This window comes from Brucella pseudintermedia, from assembly GCF_008932435.1.
In the GTDB taxonomy this organism is placed as follows: domain Bacteria; phylum Pseudomonadota; class Alphaproteobacteria; order Rhizobiales; family Rhizobiaceae; genus Brucella; species Brucella pseudintermedia.
The window spans coordinates 14,956-33,526 of the sequence record NZ_WBWE01000003.1 but is presented as its reverse complement, the minus strand read 5'-3'; the positions used below and the strand labels follow the sequence as shown (position 1 = coordinate 33,526).

Genomic DNA, 18,571 nt, shown 5'->3' with positions numbered 1-18,571 from the left:
CGCGGAAACGCTCGCTCCAGAGCGAGCGTTCCTGCACAAACCTTCATTACTCGATGATCGAGGAGACGATGCCTGCACCGACGGTGCGGCCGCCTTCACGGATAGCGAAGCGGAGCTTCTCTTCCATGGCGATCGGCACGATCAGCTGCACGTCCATGGCGACGTTATCGCCAGGCATGACCATTTCCGTGCCGGCCGGCAGCGTGACAACGCCCGTCACGTCCGTCGTGCGGAAGTAGAACTGCGGACGGTAGTTCGTGAAGAACGGCGTATGACGGCCACCTTCATCCTTGGTCAGAATATAGGCTTCTGCCTTGAACTTGGTGTGCGGCTTCACCGAACCCGGCTTGCAGAGAACCTGGCCGCGCTCAACGTCTTCACGGCCAACGCCGCGGATCAGCGCGCCGATGTTGTCGCCAGCCTGCCCCTGGTCGAGCAGCTTGCGGAACATTTCAACGCCGGTAACCGTCGTCTTCGTCGTCGCCTTGATGCCGACGATTTCAACTTCTTCACCAACCTTGACGATACCGCGCTCAACGCGACCCGTCACAACCGTACCGCGGCCCGAGATCGAGAACACGTCTTCGATCGGCATCAGGAACGGCTGGTCGATCGGACGTTCCGGGGTCGGAATGTAGTCGTCAACCGCAGCCATCAGCGAGCGAACGGCGTCTTCGCCCAGTTCCTTCGAGGAATCTTCCAAAGCAGCAAGAGCCGAGCCCTTGATGATCGGGATTTCGTCGCCAGGGAATTCGTACTTCGACAGAAGTTCGCGAACTTCCAGTTCAACCAGTTCGAGCAGTTCTGCGTCGTCAACCTGGTCGCACTTGTTGAGGAACACGACGATTGCCGGAACGCCAACCTGACGGGCGAGCAGGATGTGCTCGCGGGTCTGCGGCATCGGGCCGTCAGCAGCCGAAACCACCAGGATCGCGCCGTCCATCTGGGCAGCGCCGGTGATCATGTTCTTCACATAGTCGGCGTGGCCGGGGCAGTCGACGTGGGCATAGTGACGGTTTGCGGTTTCGTACTCGACGTGCGCCGTCGAGATCGTGATGCCGCGGGCGCGCTCTTCAGGAGCCGCGTCGATCTGGTCATATGCCTTGAACTCACCAAAGAACTTGGTGATCGCTGCCGTCAGCGACGTCTTGCCATGGTCAACGTGACCAATCGTGCCGATGTTAACGTGGGGCTTCGTACGTTCAAACTTACTCTTTGCCATTTGAGCTCTCCGTAAATTTAGCCTGCTCAGGCATTCTTTTAATTGGGAGCGTGACCCTTAGATCACGCAAACTTCTTCTGGATTTCCTGTGCGACCGCCGTCGGAACCGGCTCATAATGGTCGAACTGCATCGTGTACTGTGCACGGCCCTGGGACATCGAACGCAAGCTGTTTACGTAGCCAAACATGTTGGCCAGCGGAACCATCGCATTGACGACCGTGGCGATGCCGCGGGCTTCGGTGCCGGAAATCTGACCGCGACGCGAATTCAGATCGCCGATAACGTCACCAACGTAATCTTCCGGCGTGACAACCTCGACCTTCATGATCGGTTCGAGGAGCTGAGCGCCAGCCTTCTGCGCACCTTCACGGAACGCTGCACGGGACGCGATTTCGAAGGCGAGAACAGACGAGTCAACGTCATGGTACGCGCCGTCGATCAGAGTGGCCTTCACGCCGAGCATCGGGAAGCCAGCCAGTGGGCCTGCACCCATGACGCTTTCGATACCCTTCTGGACACCCGGAATGTATTCCTTCGGAACCGAGCCGCCGACAATCTTCGATTCGAAGATGAAATCGTCGCCGTCATGCGGTTCGAAGATGATCTTCACGCGAGCGAACTGACCCGAACCACCCGACTGCTTCTTGTGGGTGTAATCGACTTCAGCCTGACGGGTGATCGATTCACGGTAAGCAACCTGCGGAGCACCGACGTTGGCTTCAACCTTGAATTCGCGCTTCATGCGATCGACGAGAATGTCGAGGTGAAGTTCGCCCATGCCGGCGATGATGGTCTGCCCGGACTCTTCATCCGACTTGACACGGAAAGAAGGATCTTCAGCAGCCAGACGATTGAGCGCGATGCCCATCTTTTCCTGGTCGGCCTTGGTCTTCGGCTCGATAGCGATTTCGATAACCGGATCCGGGAATTCCATGCGCTCGAGGATAACCGGCTTCAGCGGATCGCAAAGCGTATCGCCAGTCGTGGTTTCCTTGAGGCCAGCCAGAGCAACGATGTCGCCTGCGAAGGCTTCTTCGATGTCTTCACGGCTGTTGGAGTGCATCTGCAGCATACGGCCGATACGCTCACGCTTGCCCTTGACGGTGTTTTCGAGCGAAACGCCCTTGGTCAGCTTGCCCGAATAGATGCGGGCGAAGGTCAGCGAACCAACGAACGGATCGTTCATGATCTTGAATGCGAGCATCGAAAGCGGTGCTTCATCCGAAGATTCACGGGTGGTTTCAGCTTCCGTCTTGACATCAATGCCCTTGATGGCAGGCACGTCGGTCGGAGCAGGAAGGAATTCCACAACAGCGTCGAGAAGCGGCTGAACGCCACGGTTCTTGAACGCGGTACCGCAAAGGATCGGATGGAACTTGACGTCGATGGTACCCTTACGGATCAGAGCGCGCAGCTCGTCATTCGTGGGCATGGTACCTTCGAGGTAAGCTTCCATTGCAGCTTCATCGATTTCCACGGCCAGCTCGATGAGCTTTTCGCGGTATTCTTCAGCCTTGTCCTTCAGATGGGCAGGAACTTCACCAACCGTCGCAGCCGCGCCGATTGTGCCGTCCCAGGTCAGGGCCTTCATTTCGATCAGATCGATGACGCCTTCGAACTCGTTTTCAGCGCCGATCGGCAGCTGAACCGGGAGTGCGACTGCGCCAAGACGCGAGCCAACCATTTCCACGCAACGGTAGAAATCGGCACCGATCTTGTCCATCTTGTTGACGAAGACCATGCGCGGGACGTGGTACTTTTCAGCCTGACGCCACACGGTTTCGGTCTGAGGCTCAACGCCAGCATTGGCGTCGAGCAGCGCGATTGCGCCGTCGAGAACGCGCAGGCTACGCTCAACTTCAATCGTGAAGTCAACGTGACCGGGCGTGTCGATGATGTTGAAGCGGCGCTTCTTACCGTCACGGCCCTGCCAGAACGTAGTCGTAGCAGCGGAAGTGATCGTGATACCGCGTTCCTGCTCCTGCTCCATCCAGTCCATGGTCGACGCACCATCGTGGGTTTCGCCGATCTTGTGGTTCTTGCCGGTGTAGAACAGAATGCGCTCGGTCATCGTCGTCTTGCCGGCGTCGATGTGAGCCATGATACCGAAATTGCGGTAGTCTTCGATTTTATATTCGCGGGCCATGATAGTCGCTCTTTGAATAGGTTTCGACGATTACCAGCGGTAATGCGAGAAGGCGCGGTTGGCTTCAGCCATGCGATGCGTGTCTTCACGCTTCTTCACAGCAGAACCACGGTTGTTGGCAGCATCAAGCAGCTCACCGGAAAGACGATCGATCATCGTCGTCTCGTTGCGGCCACGAGCAGCATTGATGAGCCAACGGATGGCAAGTGCCTGGCGGCGTTCTGGACGCACATCGACCGGAACCTGATAGGTTGCACCACCAACGCGGCGCGAACGGACTTCGATGTGCGGAGCTACGTTGTCGAGCGCCTGATGGAACAGCGCGACCGGCTCGGACTTTGCCTTGGCTTCGATTGCATCGAGCGCACCGTAAACGATGCTTTCGGCAACCGACTTCTTGCCATGAAGCATGACTGCATTCATGAACTTCGTGATAACGAGATCGCCGAACTTCGGATCCGGATTGATCTCACGCTTCTCAGCCTTATGGCGTCTGGACATTTCGTCTCTTCTTTCAATTACATCGGGCTCAGCTCGCCTTCCGGCGGCCGGTATCCCCGGAAAATCTTACTTCGGACGCTTTGCACCGTACTTGGAACGGCGCTGCTTGCGGTTCTTGACGCCCTGGGTGTCGAGAACGCCGCGGATGATGTGGTAACGCACACCCGGCAAGTCCTTTACACGACCGCCGCGGATCATGACGACGGAATGCTCCTGCAGGTTATGCCCTTCACCAGGGATATAACCGATGACTTCGAAGCCGTTCGTCAGACGAACCTTGGCAACCTTACGCAGAGCCGAGTTCGGCTTCTTTGGGGTCGTCGTGTAAACGCGGGTGCAAACGCCGCGCTTCTGAGGGTTTGCCTGCAGTGCAGGAACCTTATTACGCTTTACCGGCGCAATGCGCGGCTTGCGGATAAGCTGGTTTACGGTTGGCATACAACCTTCCTCTTTAAAAAATCTCGTATCCACGCCCCAAAGGGCCGTTTCACCGGCATGCTCATGCACGAATTCGGAGTCAGCCCTCGTCAACCGGTGGCCACCCCGAACAAAAGCAGAGGAAGCTGACGCTTCATGCGAACGGCAAGTTGCATTTCGATCGTAAAACGAACCCTGTTTGAGATGAACTTCAGGACGCGTCGTCCCGAAAAAGCCTGTCTCACATCGGCTCAGATGGGCTGCTGATACGTCTTTAGCGACGTTTCGTCAAGGGCAACGGCCCAAGTTTCTTCACTGAAAGACCTGAAACCGGCGTTTTGACGCTAGCCGGACAGGTTATTGCGCCGCATTTGACGCCGGTTCGCTAATATTACGCGATCAAAACCGTCATTTTCCTATGCAAGCATGGCGCAGCCGCTCAGGTCAGGCTATTGAAGCACATCCGAGTCGAAACGCAACCGAATATTAAGGGTTTCTCAATGTCTTCCACATCCACAAATGATTCCACACCTGCGGGCGACGATTCGCCGATCGTCCATCTCGTTATCGCTGATGTCTGGAACGAAGGCGAAGAATCCCCCGTCGAAGTGCACCTGCTTTTGAAATCGGACGAGAATGAAGATCTGGTTCAGACCGTTCTCAGCATTCTCGCTGAAGAAGGCTACCATGAAGCCGAACTCCTGGAGATGGGTACACTGACCGAAGAGCCGGAAGAAGAACCACACAAGAGCGCCTGGGCAACGGCGCTGAGTGGCGAAGTCGCGCTGATCGAATTCGACGGTGATGAAGACGAAGAATAAAAGCGAACGCGGGGCCACCACCCCGCGTTTTTTCTGTCAGGCCCCGAGATTGCAGTAGCTTGTTGGCTGCCCTGCCCCAAACCGCCCGGCCGTTTTGCTGTTCGGCGCTGCTATTGGCGAAGTGTTTGTTTCCAGACCCCTTGCCCTCAAACCGCTCGAATTTGATGATACTCTTCGATAATTGCTGAACTTTCATACGTTTAATTTCATACCTCATTGTCGACAGTGGTTCCGACAACCGATATTTTTTGGAGATAATGATGAAAACCGCCTTCGGCTCCGCGCTTCTCGGTATTCTGCTTTCTTCTGTTATCCTTCCAGCTCACGCTCAAGGCGTCGGACAGGAACAAGGGGCCCTCGCCCAATGTAACGCGCAGATCGGCTCGCAGCCGCGAACCGAACTCGCACCTTGCCTGGACAAGCTCGAAAAACAGGCGAAAAGTGAATTGGCGGCGAAGCTGAAAAAGCTTCGCAAGGACATCACGGATACCGGTTCTTCGGCGAGCGAAGCCGCACTGAAATCGCTGGCGGCATCCGAACGTCAGTTCGAACTATTCAGAAAAGCCGAATGTCGTCGTGTCGCCGATGCCGCAATGGGCGGCAGCGGTGCTGGAGATTTTGAACGCGCCTGCAAAGCCGACCTCCTGCGCTGGCGCATATCCCGTCTCGATCAATAATGTAAGGAGCGGTTCGGCACAGTTCGTTAGACACCGACCGCTCCGATCCAGATCATTTCCAGATCGACGTTCAAGAAAAAGGCCGCCTTTCGGGGCGGCCTTTTTCAGTTTCACATCTGCCTATCTTTATTCGGCAGCGTTGTTGGTCATGTCCACCAGCATCGCATTGGCTTCCGCAGAACCGGAAGACTTGCGGCGCTCGTCGATGATCAGATCGTCGCGAGCGGTTGCGATGCGGCGGATCTGGTTGGTCATGCCGCCAGTACCAGCCGGGATGAGGCGGCCAACGATGACGTTTTCCTTGAGACCCTGCAGCGTGTCCATCTTGCCTGCCACCGCAGCCTCGGTGAGAACGCGGGTCGTTTCCTGGAACGACGCAGCCGAGATGAACGAAGGCGTCTGCAGCGAAGCCTTGGTGATACCGAGAAGAACAGGATTGCCAGAGCCCGGCTTCTTGCCTTCTTCGATAAGACGCTCGTTGATCTCTTCCAGCTCGATGCGGTCGACGTGGTCGCCCGGAATGTAGCCGGTATCGCCGGATTCCGTGATTTCCACCTTCTGCAGCATCTGACGGACAATCACTTCGATGTGCTTGTCGTTGATCAAAACGCCCTGCAAGCGATAGACTTCCTGGATTTCATTCACGAGGTACGAAGCCAGAGCTTCGACGCCCTTGATCGCCAGAATGTCATGCGGCGCCGGGTTGCCGTCGAGGATGTACTCACCCTTTTCGATGACGTCGCCGTCCTGAAGATGGAACGGCTTGCCCTTCGGAATGAGATACTCGACCGGCTCGATCGTGTCGTCGTTCGGCTCGATGATGATGCGGCGCTTGTTCTTGTAGTCGCGGCCGAAGCGGACGGTACCATCGATCTCGGCGATAATGGCATGGTCCTTCGGACGACGTGCTTCGAACAGTTCGGCCACGCGCGGCAGACCACCGGTAATGTCCTTGGTCTTGGCGCTTTCCATCGGCAGACGGGCAATAACGTCACCAGCCTTCACATGCGCGCCGGGCTCGACCGACAAGATCGATTCCACAGAGAGCAGGAAGCGGGCTTCGCCGCCCTTCGACAGTTTCAGGATCTTGCCGGCCTTGTCCTTGATGACCATGGCAGGCTTGAGGTCCGAACCGCGCGGCGTCGAACGCCAGTCGATGACGACGCGCTTCGTGATACCGGTCGACTCGTCAGCCGTTTCCGAAACCGACAGACCATCGACAAGATCTTCGAACTCAACGTAGCCCTCGACTTCGGTCATGATCGGACGGGTATACGGGTCCCACTCGGCAATGCGCTGACCGCGCTTGACCGTATCGCCCTCGTCCACGAACAGACGCGAACCGTAGGTCACGCGATGGACCGCACGTTCCTTGCCCGTTGCGTCGAGGATCAGGACAGCCATGTTACGGCCCATCACCACGAGGTTGCCATCAGAGTTGCGAACCACGTTGCGGTTACGCAGCTTGACGGTGCCTTCATACGAAGCTTCGAGATACGAACTGTCGACAACCTGTGCTGTCCCGCCCAAGTGGAAGGTACGCATGGTGAGCTGGGTGCCCGGCTCGCCGATCGACTGTGCAGCGATAACGCCGACCGCTTCGCCCTGGTTGACCGGAGTACCGCGTGCGAGGTCGCGACCATAGCACTTGGCGCAAACGCCATTGCGGGTTTCGCAGGTCAGGGCCGAACGGATGCGGATCGACTGGATACCAGCCTTTTCGATGATCTCGACGTCCTTCTCCTCAATCATGCGGCCAGCTTCGACGATAACTTCGCCGGTTGCCGGATGCAGGATCGGATCGAGAGCCGTACGGCCCAGAACGCGCTGGCCGATCGAGGCAACGATCTGGCCGGCATCGACGATCGGCTGCATGGTGAGACCGACTTCGGCGCCGCAATCGACTTCCGAAATGATCGCATCCTGTGCAACGTCAACGAGACGGCGGGTCAGGTAGCCCGAGTTTGCCGTCTTCAAGGCGGTGTCTGCCAGACCCTTACGGGCACCGTGGGTCGAGTTGAAGTACTCGTTAACGGTCAGGCCTTCCTTGAAGTTCGAGATGATCGGGGTTTCGATGATTTCACCCGACGGCTTGGCCATGAGGCCGCGCATGCCGCCAAGCTGACGCATCTGGTTGACCGAACCGCGGGCACCGGAATGCGACATCATGTAGACCGAGTTCATCTGCTTCTGGCGACCGGTCACCGGATCAAATTCGACGGCCTTCAGGCGCGCCATCATCTCTTCGGTGATCTTGTCGGTAGCCTTGCCCCAGGCGTCAACGACCTTGTTGTACTTTTCGCCCTGAGTGATCAGGCCGTCATTGTACTGCTGTTCGTATTCGGTCGTCAGCGCTTCGGTGTCGGCAACGATCTTCGCCTTCGTGTCCGGAATGACCATGTCATCCTTGCCGAAGGAAATACCTGCACGGCATGCATGGGCAAAGCCGAGCTGCATGATGCGATCGCAGAAGATAACCGTCTCTTTCTGACCGCAATGGCGGTAGACGTGGTCGATCATCTTGGAGATGTTCTTCTTGGTCATCTCCTGATTGCAGATGTCGAACGGCACATTGACGTTCTTCGGCAGCAGCTCGCCAATGATCATGCGGCCAGGCGTCGTGTCGTAGATCTTCGACACTGGCTTGCCTTCGGCGTCGACCGTCTTGAAGCGGCCCTTGATCTTGGTGTGCAGCGTGACGACCTTATTTTCAAGCGCATGCTGCAGCTCGCCCATATCGGCGAACACCATGCCCTCGCCCGGCTCCTTCTCCGCCACGATGGACAGATAATAGAGGCCGAGAACCATGTCCTGCGACGGAACGATGATCGGTGCGCCGTTGGCCGGATGCAGGATGTTGTTGGTCGACATCATCAGCACGCGGGCTTCAAGCTGGGCTTCAAGCGACAGCGGAACGTGAACAGCCATCTGGTCACCGTCGAAGTCGGCGTTGAACGCCGTGCAGACGAGCGGATGCAGCTGGATTGCCTTGCCTTCGATCAGGGTGGGTTCGAATGCCTGAATACCGAGACGGTGCAGCGTCGGCGCGCGGTTCAGGAGAACCGGATGCTCGCGGATCACTTCATCAAGGATATCCCAGACTTCCGGACGTTCCTTTTCAACCAGCTTCTTTGCCTGCTTGACGGTCGAGGAATAACCCTTCGCGTCAAGGCGCGCATAAATGAACGGCTTGAACAGTTCGAGCGCCATCTTCTTCGGCAGGCCGCACTGGTGCAGCTTCAGTTCCGGACCGGTCACGATAACCGAACGGCCTGAATAGTCGACGCGCTTGCCGAGCAGGTTCTGGCGGAAGCGGCCCTGCTTGCCCTTGAGCATGTCGGAGAGCGACTTCAGCGGACGCTTGTTGGCGCCGGTGATGACGCGGCCACGACGGCCGTTGTCGAACAGCGCGTCCACAGCTTCCTGCAGCATGCGCTTTTCGTTGCGAATGATGATGCCCGGTGCGCGCAGTTCGATCAGGCGCTTCAGACGGTTGTTACGGTTGATGACGCGGCGATAGAGATCGTTCAGATCCGACGTCGCGAAGCGGCCACCATCCAGCGGCACGAGCGGACGCAGGTCCGGCGGAATGACCGGAACGATCTTCATGATCATCCATTCCGGACGGTTTCCCGACTCCAGGAAATTTTCGACTATCTTCAGACGCTTCATCAGCTTCTTCTGCTTCAGGTCCGAGGTGGTCTCGGCAAGCTCGACGCGCAGATCGGCGGCGATCTTTTCGAGTTCCATCGAAGCCAGAAGCTCATAGATAGCTTCCGCGCCAATGAGGGCCGTGAACTGATCTTCGCCGAATTCATCGACGGCAATCATATATTCCTCTTCCGAAAGAAGCTGATGCTCCTTCAGCGAGGTCAGGCCCGGCTCGGTAACAATGTAGTTCTCGAAGTACAGGACGCGCTCGATATCCTTGAGCGTCATGTCCAGCAGCGTACCGATACGGCTCGGCAGCGACTTCAGGAACCAGATGTGGGCAACCGGGGCTGCGAGTTCGATGTGGCCCATGCGCTCGCGGCGAACGCGCGAGAGCGTGACTTCCACGCCGCACTTTTCGCAGATGATGCCCTTGTATTTCATGCGCTTGTACTTGCCGCACAAGCATTCATAGTCCTTGATCGGGCCAAAGATGCGCGCGCAGAAGAGACCATCGCGTTCAGGCTTGAACGTACGGTAGTTGATCGTCTCCGGCTTCTTGATCTCGCCGTATGACCAGGACAGAATCTTCTCAGGGCTGGCAATCGAGATTCTGATGGAATCGAACGTCTGTGCCGGAGCCTGAGGATTGAAAAGATTCATGACCTCTTGGTTCATGCCGTTCTCCTTGAGGGCGATCCGTCGCCCTGTGTCGTCGATGACAAGCTGAAAATCCTTGCCATCCTGAAAAGAAATCGCGGTGCTACGCAGTTATGAACTGGCTTGCCGTAGTCTCGTTTCCTCTTGCGGAAAAAACCCGCCGTCATCGAAAACGAGTTTACCGGCGCGCCACGGCAATACCATGGCGCGCCTTGAAGTTTATTCCGCCGCGTCCGGCAGGGCCGGCTGTTCAGCGTCACGCGTGTCGTCGAGTTCGACATTGAGGCCGAGCGAGCGCATTTCCTTGACGAGAACGTTGAAGCTCTCCGGAATGCCTGCCTCGAACGTGTCGTCGCCGCGCACGATGGCTTCGTAGACCTTGGTACGGCCTGCAACGTCGTCCGACTTGACGGTAAGCATTTCCTGCAGCGTGTATGCTGCACCGTATGCTTCCAGTGCCCAGACCTCCATTTCGCCGAAGCGCTGGCCGCCGAACTGGGCCTTGCCGCCCAGAGGCTGCTGCGTGACGAGCGAGTAAGGTCCGATCGAACGCGCGTGGATCTTGTCGTCGACCAGGTGGTGGAGCTTCAGCATATAGATGTAGCCCATGGTCACCTGACGGTCGAACGGCTCACCCGTACGGCCATCGTAAAGCGTCGACTGACCAGACGTTGCAAGTCCGGCATCCGTCAGCATCGCATTGATGTCGGCTTCAACCGCACCGTCGAAGACCGGCGTTGCGATCGACACGCCGCGCTTCACCTGGTTGGCCAGCATGAGGACGGAATCGTCGTCATAAGACCGGACCGGTTCGTTGCGGTCGTTGTCCGGATAGATGTGCTCCAGCGTTTCACGCAGCGGCTGAATATTGGCCGTCTTGCGATAAACGTCGATGAGCTCACCGATCTTCTTGCCCATGCCGGCACATGCCCAGCCAAGGTGGGTTTCCAGAATCTGGCCCACATTCATTCGGCTTGGAACGCCAAGCGGGTTCAACACGATGTCGGCATGCGTACCGTCTTCCAGGAACGGCATGTCTTCCACCGGCAGAATGCGCGAAACCACACCCTTGTTGCCGTGACGGCCAGCCATCTTGTCGCCTGGCTGGATCTTGCGCTTCACAGCGACAAAGACCTTGACCATCTTCATGACGCCCGGAGGCATCTCGTCGCCACGCTGGACCTTTTCGACCTTGTCCATGAAGCGTGCTTCGAGCAGCTTCTTGGAGTCGTCATACTGGCTGCGCAGAGCTTCCAGCTCGCCCTGAAGCTTTTCGTCTTCAACGGCAAACTGCCACCATTGCGACCGCGGATACTCCGTCATGAGATCGCGGCTGATCGTCGTGCCCTTCTTGAAGCCCTTCGGCCCGGCAGCGGCGACCTTACCGTCGATCATGTCGGCGAGACGGCCATAGACGTTGCGATCCAGGATCGCCTGTTCGTCGTCACGGTCCTTGGCAAGACGCTCGATTTCCTCGCGCTCGATAGCCATGGCGCGTTCGTCCTTTTCAACGCCGTGGCGATTGAAAACGCGAACTTCCACAACCGTACCGTAGGTTCCGGGCGGCATACGCATGGAGGTGTCACGAACGTCCGATGCCTTTTCACCGAAGATAGCGCGCAGAAGCTTTTCTTCCGGCGTCATCGGGCTTTCGCCCTTCGGCGTGATCTTGCCGACGAGAATGTCGCCAGGATGCACTTCCGCACCGATGTAGACGATACCGGCTTCGTCGAGGTTCTTCAGCGCTTCTTCCGAAACGTTCGGAATATCGCGGGTGATTTCCTCAGGTCCAAGCTTGGTGTCGCGGGCGGCAACTTCGAATTCCTCGATATGGATCGAGGTGAACACGTCTTCCGAAACGATCTTCTCGGAAAGCAGGATCGAGTCTTCGTAGTTGTAGCCGTTCCACGGCATGAACGCGACGAGCACGTTGCGGCCAAGAGCCAGATCGCCCAGATCCGTGGACGGACCGTCAGCAATGATGTCGCCCTTGCCGATGCGGTCGCCAACGCGAACGAGCGGACGCTGGTTGATGCAGGTCGACTGGTTCGAACGCTGGAACTTCTGCAGACGATAGATATCGACGCCCGACTTGGACGGATCGAGATCTTCCGTGGCGCGGATAACGATACGGGTCGCATCGACCTGATCGACCACACCGCCGCGGCGGGCAGCGATTGCTGCACCGGAGTCGCGAGCAACGATCGGCTCCATGCCGGTGCCGACGAACGGCGCTTCGGCGCGGACGAGCGGCACAGCCTGACGCTGCATGTTCGAGCCCATGAGCGCGCGGTTGGCGTCGTCGTTTTCCAGGAACGGGATCAGAGCCGCTGCAACCGAAACGAGCTGTTTCGGCGAGACGTCCATCAGGTCCACGTTTTCACGCGGAGCCATCATCACTTCGCCTGCATGACGGCAGATGACGAATTCGTCGACGAAACCGCCCTGCTCGTCCAGCTCAACGTTAGCCTGTGCCACCGAGTGCTTGGCTTCTTCCATGGCCGACAGATAGACGACCTCGTTCGTTACCTTGCCGTCGATCACCTTGCGGTACGGGCTTTCAATAAAGCCGTACTTGTTGACGCGGGCAAAGGTTGCGAGCGAGTTGATCAGACCGATATTCGGGCCTTCCGGCGTTTCAATCGGGCAGATACGGCCATAGTGGGTCGGATGCACGTCGCGGACTTCGAAGCCGGCGCGTTCGCGGGTCAGACCGCCCGGTCCAAGTGCCGACAGACGGCGCTTGTGGGTGATTTCCGAAAGCGGGTTGGTCTGGTCCATGAACTGCGACAGCTGCGAGGAACCGAAGAACTCGCGAACGGCTGCGGCAGCCGGCTTCGCGTTGATCAGGTCCTGCGGCATGACCGTGTCGATTTCGATCGAGGACATGCGTTCCTTGATCGCGCGCTCCATGCGGAGCAGACCGACGCGGTACTGATTTTCCATCAGTTCGCCGACCGAACGCACGCGGCGGTTGCCGAGATTGTCGATGTCGTCGATTTCGCCGCGGCCATCGCGCAGTTCCACCAGCATCTTGACCACGGCCAGGATGTCTTCCTTGCGCAGCACGCGCACGGTGTCTTCCGCGTCGAGGTCGAGACGCATGTTCATCTTGACGCGACCGACGGCCGAAAGGTCGTAACGCTCTGCATCGAAGAACAGCGAGTTGAACATCGCTTCGGCGGAATCCATCGTGGGCGGTTCGCCCGGACGCATGACGCGATAGATGTCGAACAGCGCTTCCTGACGGCTTTCGTTCTTGTCGACTGCCAGCGTATTGCGGATATAGGCGCCGATATTGACATGGTCGATATCGAGAACCTTGATTTCCGTCTCGCCGGTGTCAAGCAGCGTCTTGAGAACCTTCTCGTCGATTTCGTCACCGGCTTCGAGATAGATCTCGCCGGTTGCGTAATTGACGACGTCTTCCGCAAGATACGAACCGAACAGGTCGTCTTCCGTCGCCTTGATGGCCTTGAGGCCCTTTTCGGCAAGCTGCTTGGCCGAGCGTGCGGTCAGCTTCTTGCCAGCTTCGAGAACGACTTCACCGGTGTCCGCATCGATGAGATCGGAAATGATCTTCATGCCCTTGAAGCGGTCAGCCGAATACGGGATGCGCCAGTTGTCGCCGTCGCGCGTATAGGTGACGGTCTTGTAGAACGTCGACAGAATGTCTTCGCCGTCCATGCCAAGCGCCATCAGCAGCGTGGTGGCAGGCAGCTTGCGGCGGCGGTCGATACGCGCGTAGACGATGTCCTTGGAATCGAATTCGATATCGAGCCAGGAACCGCGATAAGGAATGACGCGAGCCGCGAACAGGAGCTTGCCCGACGAATGGGTCTTGCCCTTGTCATGATCGAAGAAGACGCCCGGCGAGCGGTGCATCTGCGAAACGATCACGCGCTCGGTGCCGTTGACGATAAAGGTGCCGTTGTCGGTCATGAGCGGCATGTCGCCCATGTAGACATCCTGCTCCTTGATGTCCTTGATCGACTTCGCGCCGGTATCTTCGTCAATATCGAACACGATGAGACGCAGCGTCACCTTGAGTGGCGCCGAATACGTCAGATCGCGCTGACGGCATTCGTCAACGTCGAATTTTGGTGCATCGAACTCGTAGCGAACGAATTCGAGCATTGAAGCGCCGGAGAAATCCTGAATTGGGAAAACAGACTTGAAAACCGCCTGCAAACCCTCGTCAGGACGCCCGCCGGATGGTTCTTCAACCATAAGGAACTGGTCGTAAGATGCCTTCTGAACCTCAATAAGGTTCGGCATCTCGGCGACCTCTGGGATCTTGCCGAAAAATTTGCGTACGCGCTTGCGACCATTGAAAGAATGGGTCTGAGCCATCGTCGCTCCTCGTTCTATAGCCTTGCGGCTTGCTCACGCCTTGCGGCCTTTATCATCGCCGCCTTTCAGCGGTCCTTCTAACGGGCTAAAACCCGTTTCCTGAAAGCCGTTCCGGCGCTCAGGAAAAGGGTTCCAGTCATCCGATCCACCGGAAGTCCGGCGGAACTGGCGGATGGATAACCATCCGCCAGAATAGTCCGAACTTACTTGAGTTCGACCTTGGCGCCAGCAGCTTCGAGCTGTGCCTTGATCTTCTCAGCTTCGTCCTTCGAAGCGCCTTCCTTGACAGCCTTCGGAGCGCCTTCGACCAGGTCCTTGGCTTCCTTGAGGCCGAGACCGGTGATTGCGCGCACTTCCTTGATCACGTTGATCTTGTTAGCGCCGCCGTCAGCGAGAACGACGTCGAATTCGGTCTTTTCTTCTGCAGCAGCAGCAGGGGCAGCGCCACCAGCAGCAGCAACAGCGACCGGAGCAGCAGCCGAAACGCCCCACTTCTCTTCGAGAAGCTTGGACAGCTCAGCGGCTTCCAGAACGGTCAGGGCCGAAAGGTCTTCAACGATCTTTGCGAGATCAGCCATTTTTGTACTTCCTATTATAAAGGTTTGAACTGTTGACAGCGAGAAACGGCCTTAAGCCGCCTCGTTCTTCCGGGCGTGCGCGCCGATAACGCGGGCGATCTGGCCCGCCGGAGCGCTGGTAAGTACTGCAAGACGCTGGGCCGGGGTCTGGATCATACCAACCAGCTTTGCGCGCAGTTCGTCGAGCGACGGGAGCGAAGCAAGCGACTTGACGCCATCGGCGTTAAGCGTCGTTGCACCCATTGCACCGCCGAGGATAACGAGCTTGTCGTTAGCCTTGGCGAATTCGACGGCTACTTTCGGAGCGGCGATCGGATCGTTTGCGTAAGCAACGACCGTCTGACCCGTAAACAGGTCAGCAATACCTTCCGATTCCGTGCCCTGAAGAGCGATTTTGGCAAGGCGGTTTTTCGCGACTTTAACGGACCCACCTGCATCACGCATCTTCGAGCGAAGATCGCTCATCTGCGCAACGGTGAGACCGGTATAGTGGGCCACGACGACCGAACCGGACTCTTTGAAAGCGCCGTTCAGCCACGCGACAAATTCGCGCTTTTCCGCTCTATCCACTGTCTCTCTCCAGTTGACAGGACAACACATGCCCTGCCGGGTTGCCTTTGCCGGACAAACTTCACAGTCAGCCCGACGTTCGAGGATCCTGTCCCCTTCAGCTCCACCTGCAAGCAGGCTTCACCCAAAGGCAACTACGGTTCAAACCTTGCATGCACATTCGTGCGAAACAGGGTTATTCCACGTCTCATGCAGGCTTTGTTTTTAAGGCAATCACTTTAACAGTGATTATCCGCCTGCAATCTCGGACAGGATAACCGGATTTTCATCCGGCTATCCGGATCTTGCGATCCGGAATTCTTGCCTTTCGCCCCTCGAGGCAGGCTGGCGGCCTTGCGCCTCCCCTTTCAGGAAAGGCTTAGGCCCCGGCGAACCGGAGCCCGAAAAACTCAAGCCACGACCTTGACGGTTGCCGGGTCGACCTTGACGCCAACGCCCATGGTCGAGGAAATCGACACGCGCTTGACATATTCACCCTTGGCAGCCGACGGCTTTGCCTTGATAACGGCGTCAGCGAAAGCCTTGATGTTTTCTTCGAGCTTCGCATTGTCGAAGGAAACCTTGCCGATACCGGCATGGATGATACCAGCCTTCTCGACGCGGAATTCGACTGCACCGCCCTTGGAAGCAGCAACAGCGGCTGCAACGTCGGTGGTGACGGTGCCGACCTTCGGGTTCGGCATCATGCCACGGGGGCCGAGAACCTTACCGAGACGACCGACGAGCGGCATCATGTCCGGGGTTGCAATGCAGCGATCGAATTCGATCTTGCCGCCATTGACGGTTTCGAACAGATCTTCCGCACCAACGATGTCAGCACCAGCCTTCTTGGCTTCTTCAGCCTTGTCGCCGCGAGCGAAAACAGCAACGCGAACCGTGCGGCCCGTGCCATTCGGCAGGTTGACGACGCCGCGGACCATCTGGTCGGCGTGACGCGGATCGACGCCGAGGTTCATCGCGATTTCGATGGTTTCATCGAACTTGGCGACAGCACGTTCCTTGACGAGACCGATAGCAGCCGACAGATCGTACAGCTTGTTGCGATCGACGCCTTCACGGATCTTGTTAATGCGCTTGGAAATCTTCGCCATCGTCTCAGCCCACCACTTCCAGGCCCATCGAACGGGCAGAACCTTCGATCATGCGCATCGCTGCTTCGATGTCAGCGGCGTTCAGATCCTTCATCTTCGCTTCAGCGATCGTGCGAACCTTGTCGCGGGTGATCGTGCCGGCGCTTGCCTTGCCCGGGGTCTTCGAACCGGACTTGAGGTTGGCGGCCTTCTTGAGGAAGTAGGTCACCGGAGGGGTCTTCATCACAAAAGTGAAAGACTTGTCCTGGTAATAGGTGATCACGACCGGAATCGGAGAACCCTTTTCCATTTCCTGCGAGGCAGCGTTGAACGCCTTGCAGAATTCCATGATGTTGATGCCGCGCTGACCCAGGGCCGGACCGATCGGGGGCGACGGATTGGCCGCACCTGCCGCTACCTGGAGCTTCAGCTGGCCTGCAATTTTCTTAGCCATTGCTTTCTGCCTTTTTTACTTTGCCGGAAATCCGGCTTTCTCGATTAATGCCGGAAAATCCGGCTCTCGACTGACGCCAGTTCGACTGGCGGGCAGTTCGGTGGTCCGGAGACCGGCGACCGGCTAAGCCGCCTTCCCTTCCACCTTTTCACTCCAGCCGGGATCCGTCCGGAGTGAATGCCCTTCACGGGCAAACGATCAGAGCTTGTCGACCTGACCGTATTCCAGATCCACAGGCGTTGCGCGCCCGAAGATGGAAACCTCGACCTTGAGACGCGCACGTTCTTCGTCGACTTCCTGAACGATACCGTTGAACGAAGCAAACGGACCATCGGAAACGCGAACGTTTTCGCCAATCTCGAAGGATACCGAAGTCTTCGGACGCTCCACGCCATCCTGAACCTGATTCAGAATCTGGTCGACTTCCTTCTGGGAAACCGGAACCGGCTTGGAATCGCCAAGGAAACCAGTGACTTTCGGGGTATTCTTGATCAGCGAGAACACGGCGTCCGTAAGGGTTGCGCGCACCAGCACGTAGCCCGGAAAGAACTTGCGCTCTGCGTCTACCTTGCGGCCGCGACGCACTTCAACGATCTTCTCGGTCGGCACGACGATCTGCTCGATAAGCTCGGACAGACCCTTCTGCTTTGCCTTGGCCTCGATGTCCTCGGCGACCTTCTTTTCGAAATTGGAATAGGCGTGAACGATGTACCAGCGCGCCGTCATCTAGAAACTCCCCAATCCTAACTTATCGACCAAGGCCGAGAATAAATTCTACGCCATAGGCCATAAGCTGGTCGGCAAGAAAAAAGAACGCAGCAGCCAGAAACGCCATGATCACCACCATAATGGTGGAGATGACCGTTTCACGCCGGGTAGGCCAGGTCACCTTCGCCGTTTCGGCGCGAACCTGCTGAAAAAAGGTGATCGGATTCGTCTTGGATGCCATCTGCCGCTCTGTCATTGATCCGGCGCTACCTCCAAACCCTCGCCCGTCGAAACGAATCAAAAGCCCGAAGTCACGCGTATACGGCACGCAAAGCTGAAAATTCAGCCCCACGCGCCGCGTGTCTGTTGACGCTACATAGAATCGATTCCCGAAAAAGACAAGCCCAAAGGTTAAAAGAATACCATACAGGCTTATCGGAGATCCGATCCTTGCGAACATCGCTCGACGCACCATCCAATCGTGCGACGACAATCCTCCCCTGCCCGGCCAACAAATCCTGCAGGGAATTATCATTTTCAACCACGTCGCCCGGACCGAAGCCAGCGCCGTCATCGAAAAGGCAAGGCGGCAGATTGCCGCCCAAACTATCATATAGAAAACGGGCGCCCATAGTCAAGCCATGAGCACCCGTTATGAAATGGCAGGGGCAGCAGGGTTCGAACCCGCGACCTACGGTTTTGGAGACCGTCGCTCTACCAACTGAGCTATACCCCTATGCGG

At 57.5% G+C, this 18,571-nt stretch carries 14 protein-coding genes and 1 tRNA gene; 2 read left to right on the top strand and 13 right to left on the bottom strand.

Going from position 1 to position 18,571, the window contains the following annotated elements:
- Positions 1 to 46: 46 nt before the first annotated feature.
- The 4 genes from tuf to rpsL all read right to left on the bottom strand — a co-directional run bounded on the left by tuf (position 47) and on the right by rpsL (position 4,308).
- On the bottom strand, positions 47 to 1,222 hold the full coding sequence (gene tuf / locus F9K78_RS04650; protein WP_151682093.1) for an elongation factor Tu: 1,176 nt from the start codon (positions 1,220 to 1,222) through the stop codon (positions 47 to 49).
- Between the two features lie 62 nt (positions 1,223 to 1,284).
- Positions 1,285 to 3,369, bottom strand: coding sequence for an elongation factor G (fusA, locus tag F9K78_RS04645; RefSeq protein ID WP_121983937.1), 2,085 nt, complete (start codon positions 3,367 to 3,369; stop codon positions 1,285 to 1,287).
- 30 nt (positions 3,370 to 3,399) lie between these two features.
- Entirely contained in the window at positions 3,400 to 3,870 is a 471-nt protein-coding gene (gene rpsG, locus F9K78_RS04640; protein WP_006467033.1) for a 30S ribosomal protein S7, read from the bottom strand.
- A 66-nt stretch (positions 3,871 to 3,936) separates the two neighbouring features.
- Positions 3,937 to 4,308, bottom strand: a complete 372-nt coding sequence (rpsL, locus tag F9K78_RS04635; RefSeq protein ID WP_006471111.1) for a 30S ribosomal protein S12 — start codon at positions 4,306 to 4,308, stop codon at positions 3,937 to 3,939.
- Positions 4,309 to 4,787: 479 nt separating this feature from the next.
- Here rpsL and F9K78_RS04630 point away from each other — a divergent pair, with 479 nt between their 5' ends.
- Complete coding sequence (locus F9K78_RS04630; RefSeq protein ID WP_121983936.1) at positions 4,788 to 5,108, top strand: hypothetical protein; 321 nt, start codon at positions 4,788 to 4,790, stop codon at positions 5,106 to 5,108.
- A 260-nt stretch (positions 5,109 to 5,368) separates the two neighbouring features.
- On the top strand, positions 5,369 to 5,785 hold the full coding sequence (umoC, locus tag F9K78_RS04625; RefSeq protein ID WP_167518108.1) for a lysozyme inhibitor LprI family protein: 417 nt from the start codon (positions 5,369 to 5,371) through the stop codon (positions 5,783 to 5,785).
- A gap of 126 nt (positions 5,786 to 5,911) precedes the next feature.
- Here the strand turns inward: umoC and rpoC are convergent, their stop codons facing one another.
- The 9 genes from rpoC to F9K78_RS04580 all read right to left on the bottom strand — a co-directional run bounded on the left by rpoC (position 5,912) and on the right by F9K78_RS04580 (position 18,565).
- Positions 5,912 to 10,114, bottom strand: a complete 4,203-nt coding sequence (gene rpoC / locus F9K78_RS04620; RefSeq protein ID WP_121983934.1) for a DNA-directed RNA polymerase subunit beta' — start codon at positions 10,112 to 10,114, stop codon at positions 5,912 to 5,914.
- A gap of 201 nt (positions 10,115 to 10,315) precedes the next feature.
- Positions 10,316 to 14,449 carry a DNA-directed RNA polymerase subunit beta gene (rpoB, locus tag F9K78_RS04615; protein ID WP_121987116.1) on the bottom strand — a complete coding sequence of 1,378 codons (4,134 nt, stop codon included), beginning with the start codon at positions 14,447 to 14,449 and terminating at the stop codon, positions 10,316 to 10,318.
- Between the two features lie 203 nt (positions 14,450 to 14,652).
- Entirely contained in the window at positions 14,653 to 15,027 is a 375-nt protein-coding gene (gene rplL, locus F9K78_RS04610) for a 50S ribosomal protein L7/L12 (protein ID WP_006467038.1), read from the bottom strand.
- A gap of 51 nt (positions 15,028 to 15,078) precedes the next feature.
- Positions 15,079 to 15,597, bottom strand: a complete 519-nt coding sequence (gene rplJ / locus F9K78_RS04605) for a 50S ribosomal protein L10 (RefSeq protein WP_119042063.1) — start codon at positions 15,595 to 15,597, stop codon at positions 15,079 to 15,081.
- Positions 15,598 to 15,986: 389 nt separating this feature from the next.
- The gene (gene rplA / locus F9K78_RS04600; RefSeq protein WP_121983932.1) at positions 15,987 to 16,688 is read right to left on the bottom strand and encodes a 50S ribosomal protein L1; all 702 of its coding nucleotides are present in this window, start codon (positions 16,686 to 16,688) and stop codon (positions 15,987 to 15,989) included.
- Between the two features lie 4 nt (positions 16,689 to 16,692).
- Positions 16,693 to 17,121 (bottom strand): 50S ribosomal protein L11, encoded by a 429-nt coding sequence (gene rplK / locus F9K78_RS04595; RefSeq protein WP_006467042.1) that lies wholly within the window; start codon positions 17,119 to 17,121, stop codon positions 16,693 to 16,695.
- A gap of 198 nt (positions 17,122 to 17,319) precedes the next feature.
- Positions 17,320 to 17,847 carry a transcription termination/antitermination protein NusG gene (gene nusG / locus F9K78_RS04590; RefSeq protein WP_006467043.1) on the bottom strand — a complete coding sequence of 176 codons (528 nt, stop codon included), beginning with the start codon at positions 17,845 to 17,847 and terminating at the stop codon, positions 17,320 to 17,322.
- Positions 17,848 to 17,869: 22 nt separating this feature from the next.
- A complete protein-coding gene (gene secE, locus F9K78_RS04585; protein ID WP_002964376.1) occupies positions 17,870 to 18,070 on the bottom strand; it encodes a preprotein translocase subunit SecE in 201 nt (66 codons plus the stop codon).
- 419 nt (positions 18,071 to 18,489) lie between these two features.
- Positions 18,490 to 18,565 (bottom strand) — tRNA-Trp (locus F9K78_RS04580).
- Between the last annotated feature and the right edge of the window lie 6 nt (positions 18,566 to 18,571).

Excerpts from the sequence above, each read along its gene's own strand:
- tuf (WP_151682093.1), bottom strand. The coding sequence starts at position 1,222 with ATGGCAAAGAGTAAGTTTGAACGTACGAAGCCCCACGTTAACATCGGC.
- fusA (WP_121983937.1), bottom strand. The coding sequence starts at position 3,369 with ATGGCCCGCGAATATAAAATCGAAGACTACCGCAATTTCGGTATCATG.
- rpsG (WP_006467033.1), bottom strand. The coding sequence starts at position 3,870 with ATGTCCAGACGCCATAAGGCTGAGAAGCGTGAGATCAATCCGGATCCG.
- rpsL (WP_006471111.1), bottom strand. The coding sequence starts at position 4,308 with ATGCCAACCGTAAACCAGCTTATCCGCAAGCCGCGCATTGCGCCGGTA.
- F9K78_RS04630 (WP_121983936.1), top strand. The coding sequence starts at position 4,788 with ATGTCTTCCACATCCACAAATGATTCCACACCTGCGGGCGACGATTCG.
- umoC (WP_167518108.1), top strand. The coding sequence starts at position 5,369 with ATGAAAACCGCCTTCGGCTCCGCGCTTCTCGGTATTCTGCTTTCTTCT.
- rpoC (WP_121983934.1), bottom strand. The coding sequence starts at position 10,114 with ATGAACCAAGAGGTCATGAATCTTTTCAATCCTCAGGCTCCGGCACAG.
- rpoB (WP_121987116.1), bottom strand. The coding sequence starts at position 14,449 with ATGGCTCAGACCCATTCTTTCAATGGTCGCAAGCGCGTACGCAAATTT.
- rplL (WP_006467038.1), bottom strand. The coding sequence starts at position 15,027 with ATGGCTGATCTCGCAAAGATCGTTGAAGACCTTTCGGCCCTGACCGTT.
- rplA (WP_121983932.1), bottom strand. The coding sequence starts at position 16,688 with ATGGCGAAGATTTCCAAGCGCATTAACAAGATCCGTGAAGGCGTCGAT.
- rplK (WP_006467042.1), bottom strand. The coding sequence starts at position 17,121 with ATGGCTAAGAAAATTGCAGGCCAGCTGAAGCTCCAGGTAGCGGCAGGT.
- nusG (WP_006467043.1), bottom strand. The coding sequence starts at position 17,847 with ATGACGGCGCGCTGGTACATCGTTCACGCCTATTCCAATTTCGAAAAG.
- secE (WP_002964376.1), bottom strand. The coding sequence starts at position 18,070 with ATGGCATCCAAGACGAATCCGATCACCTTTTTTCAGCAGGTTCGCGCC.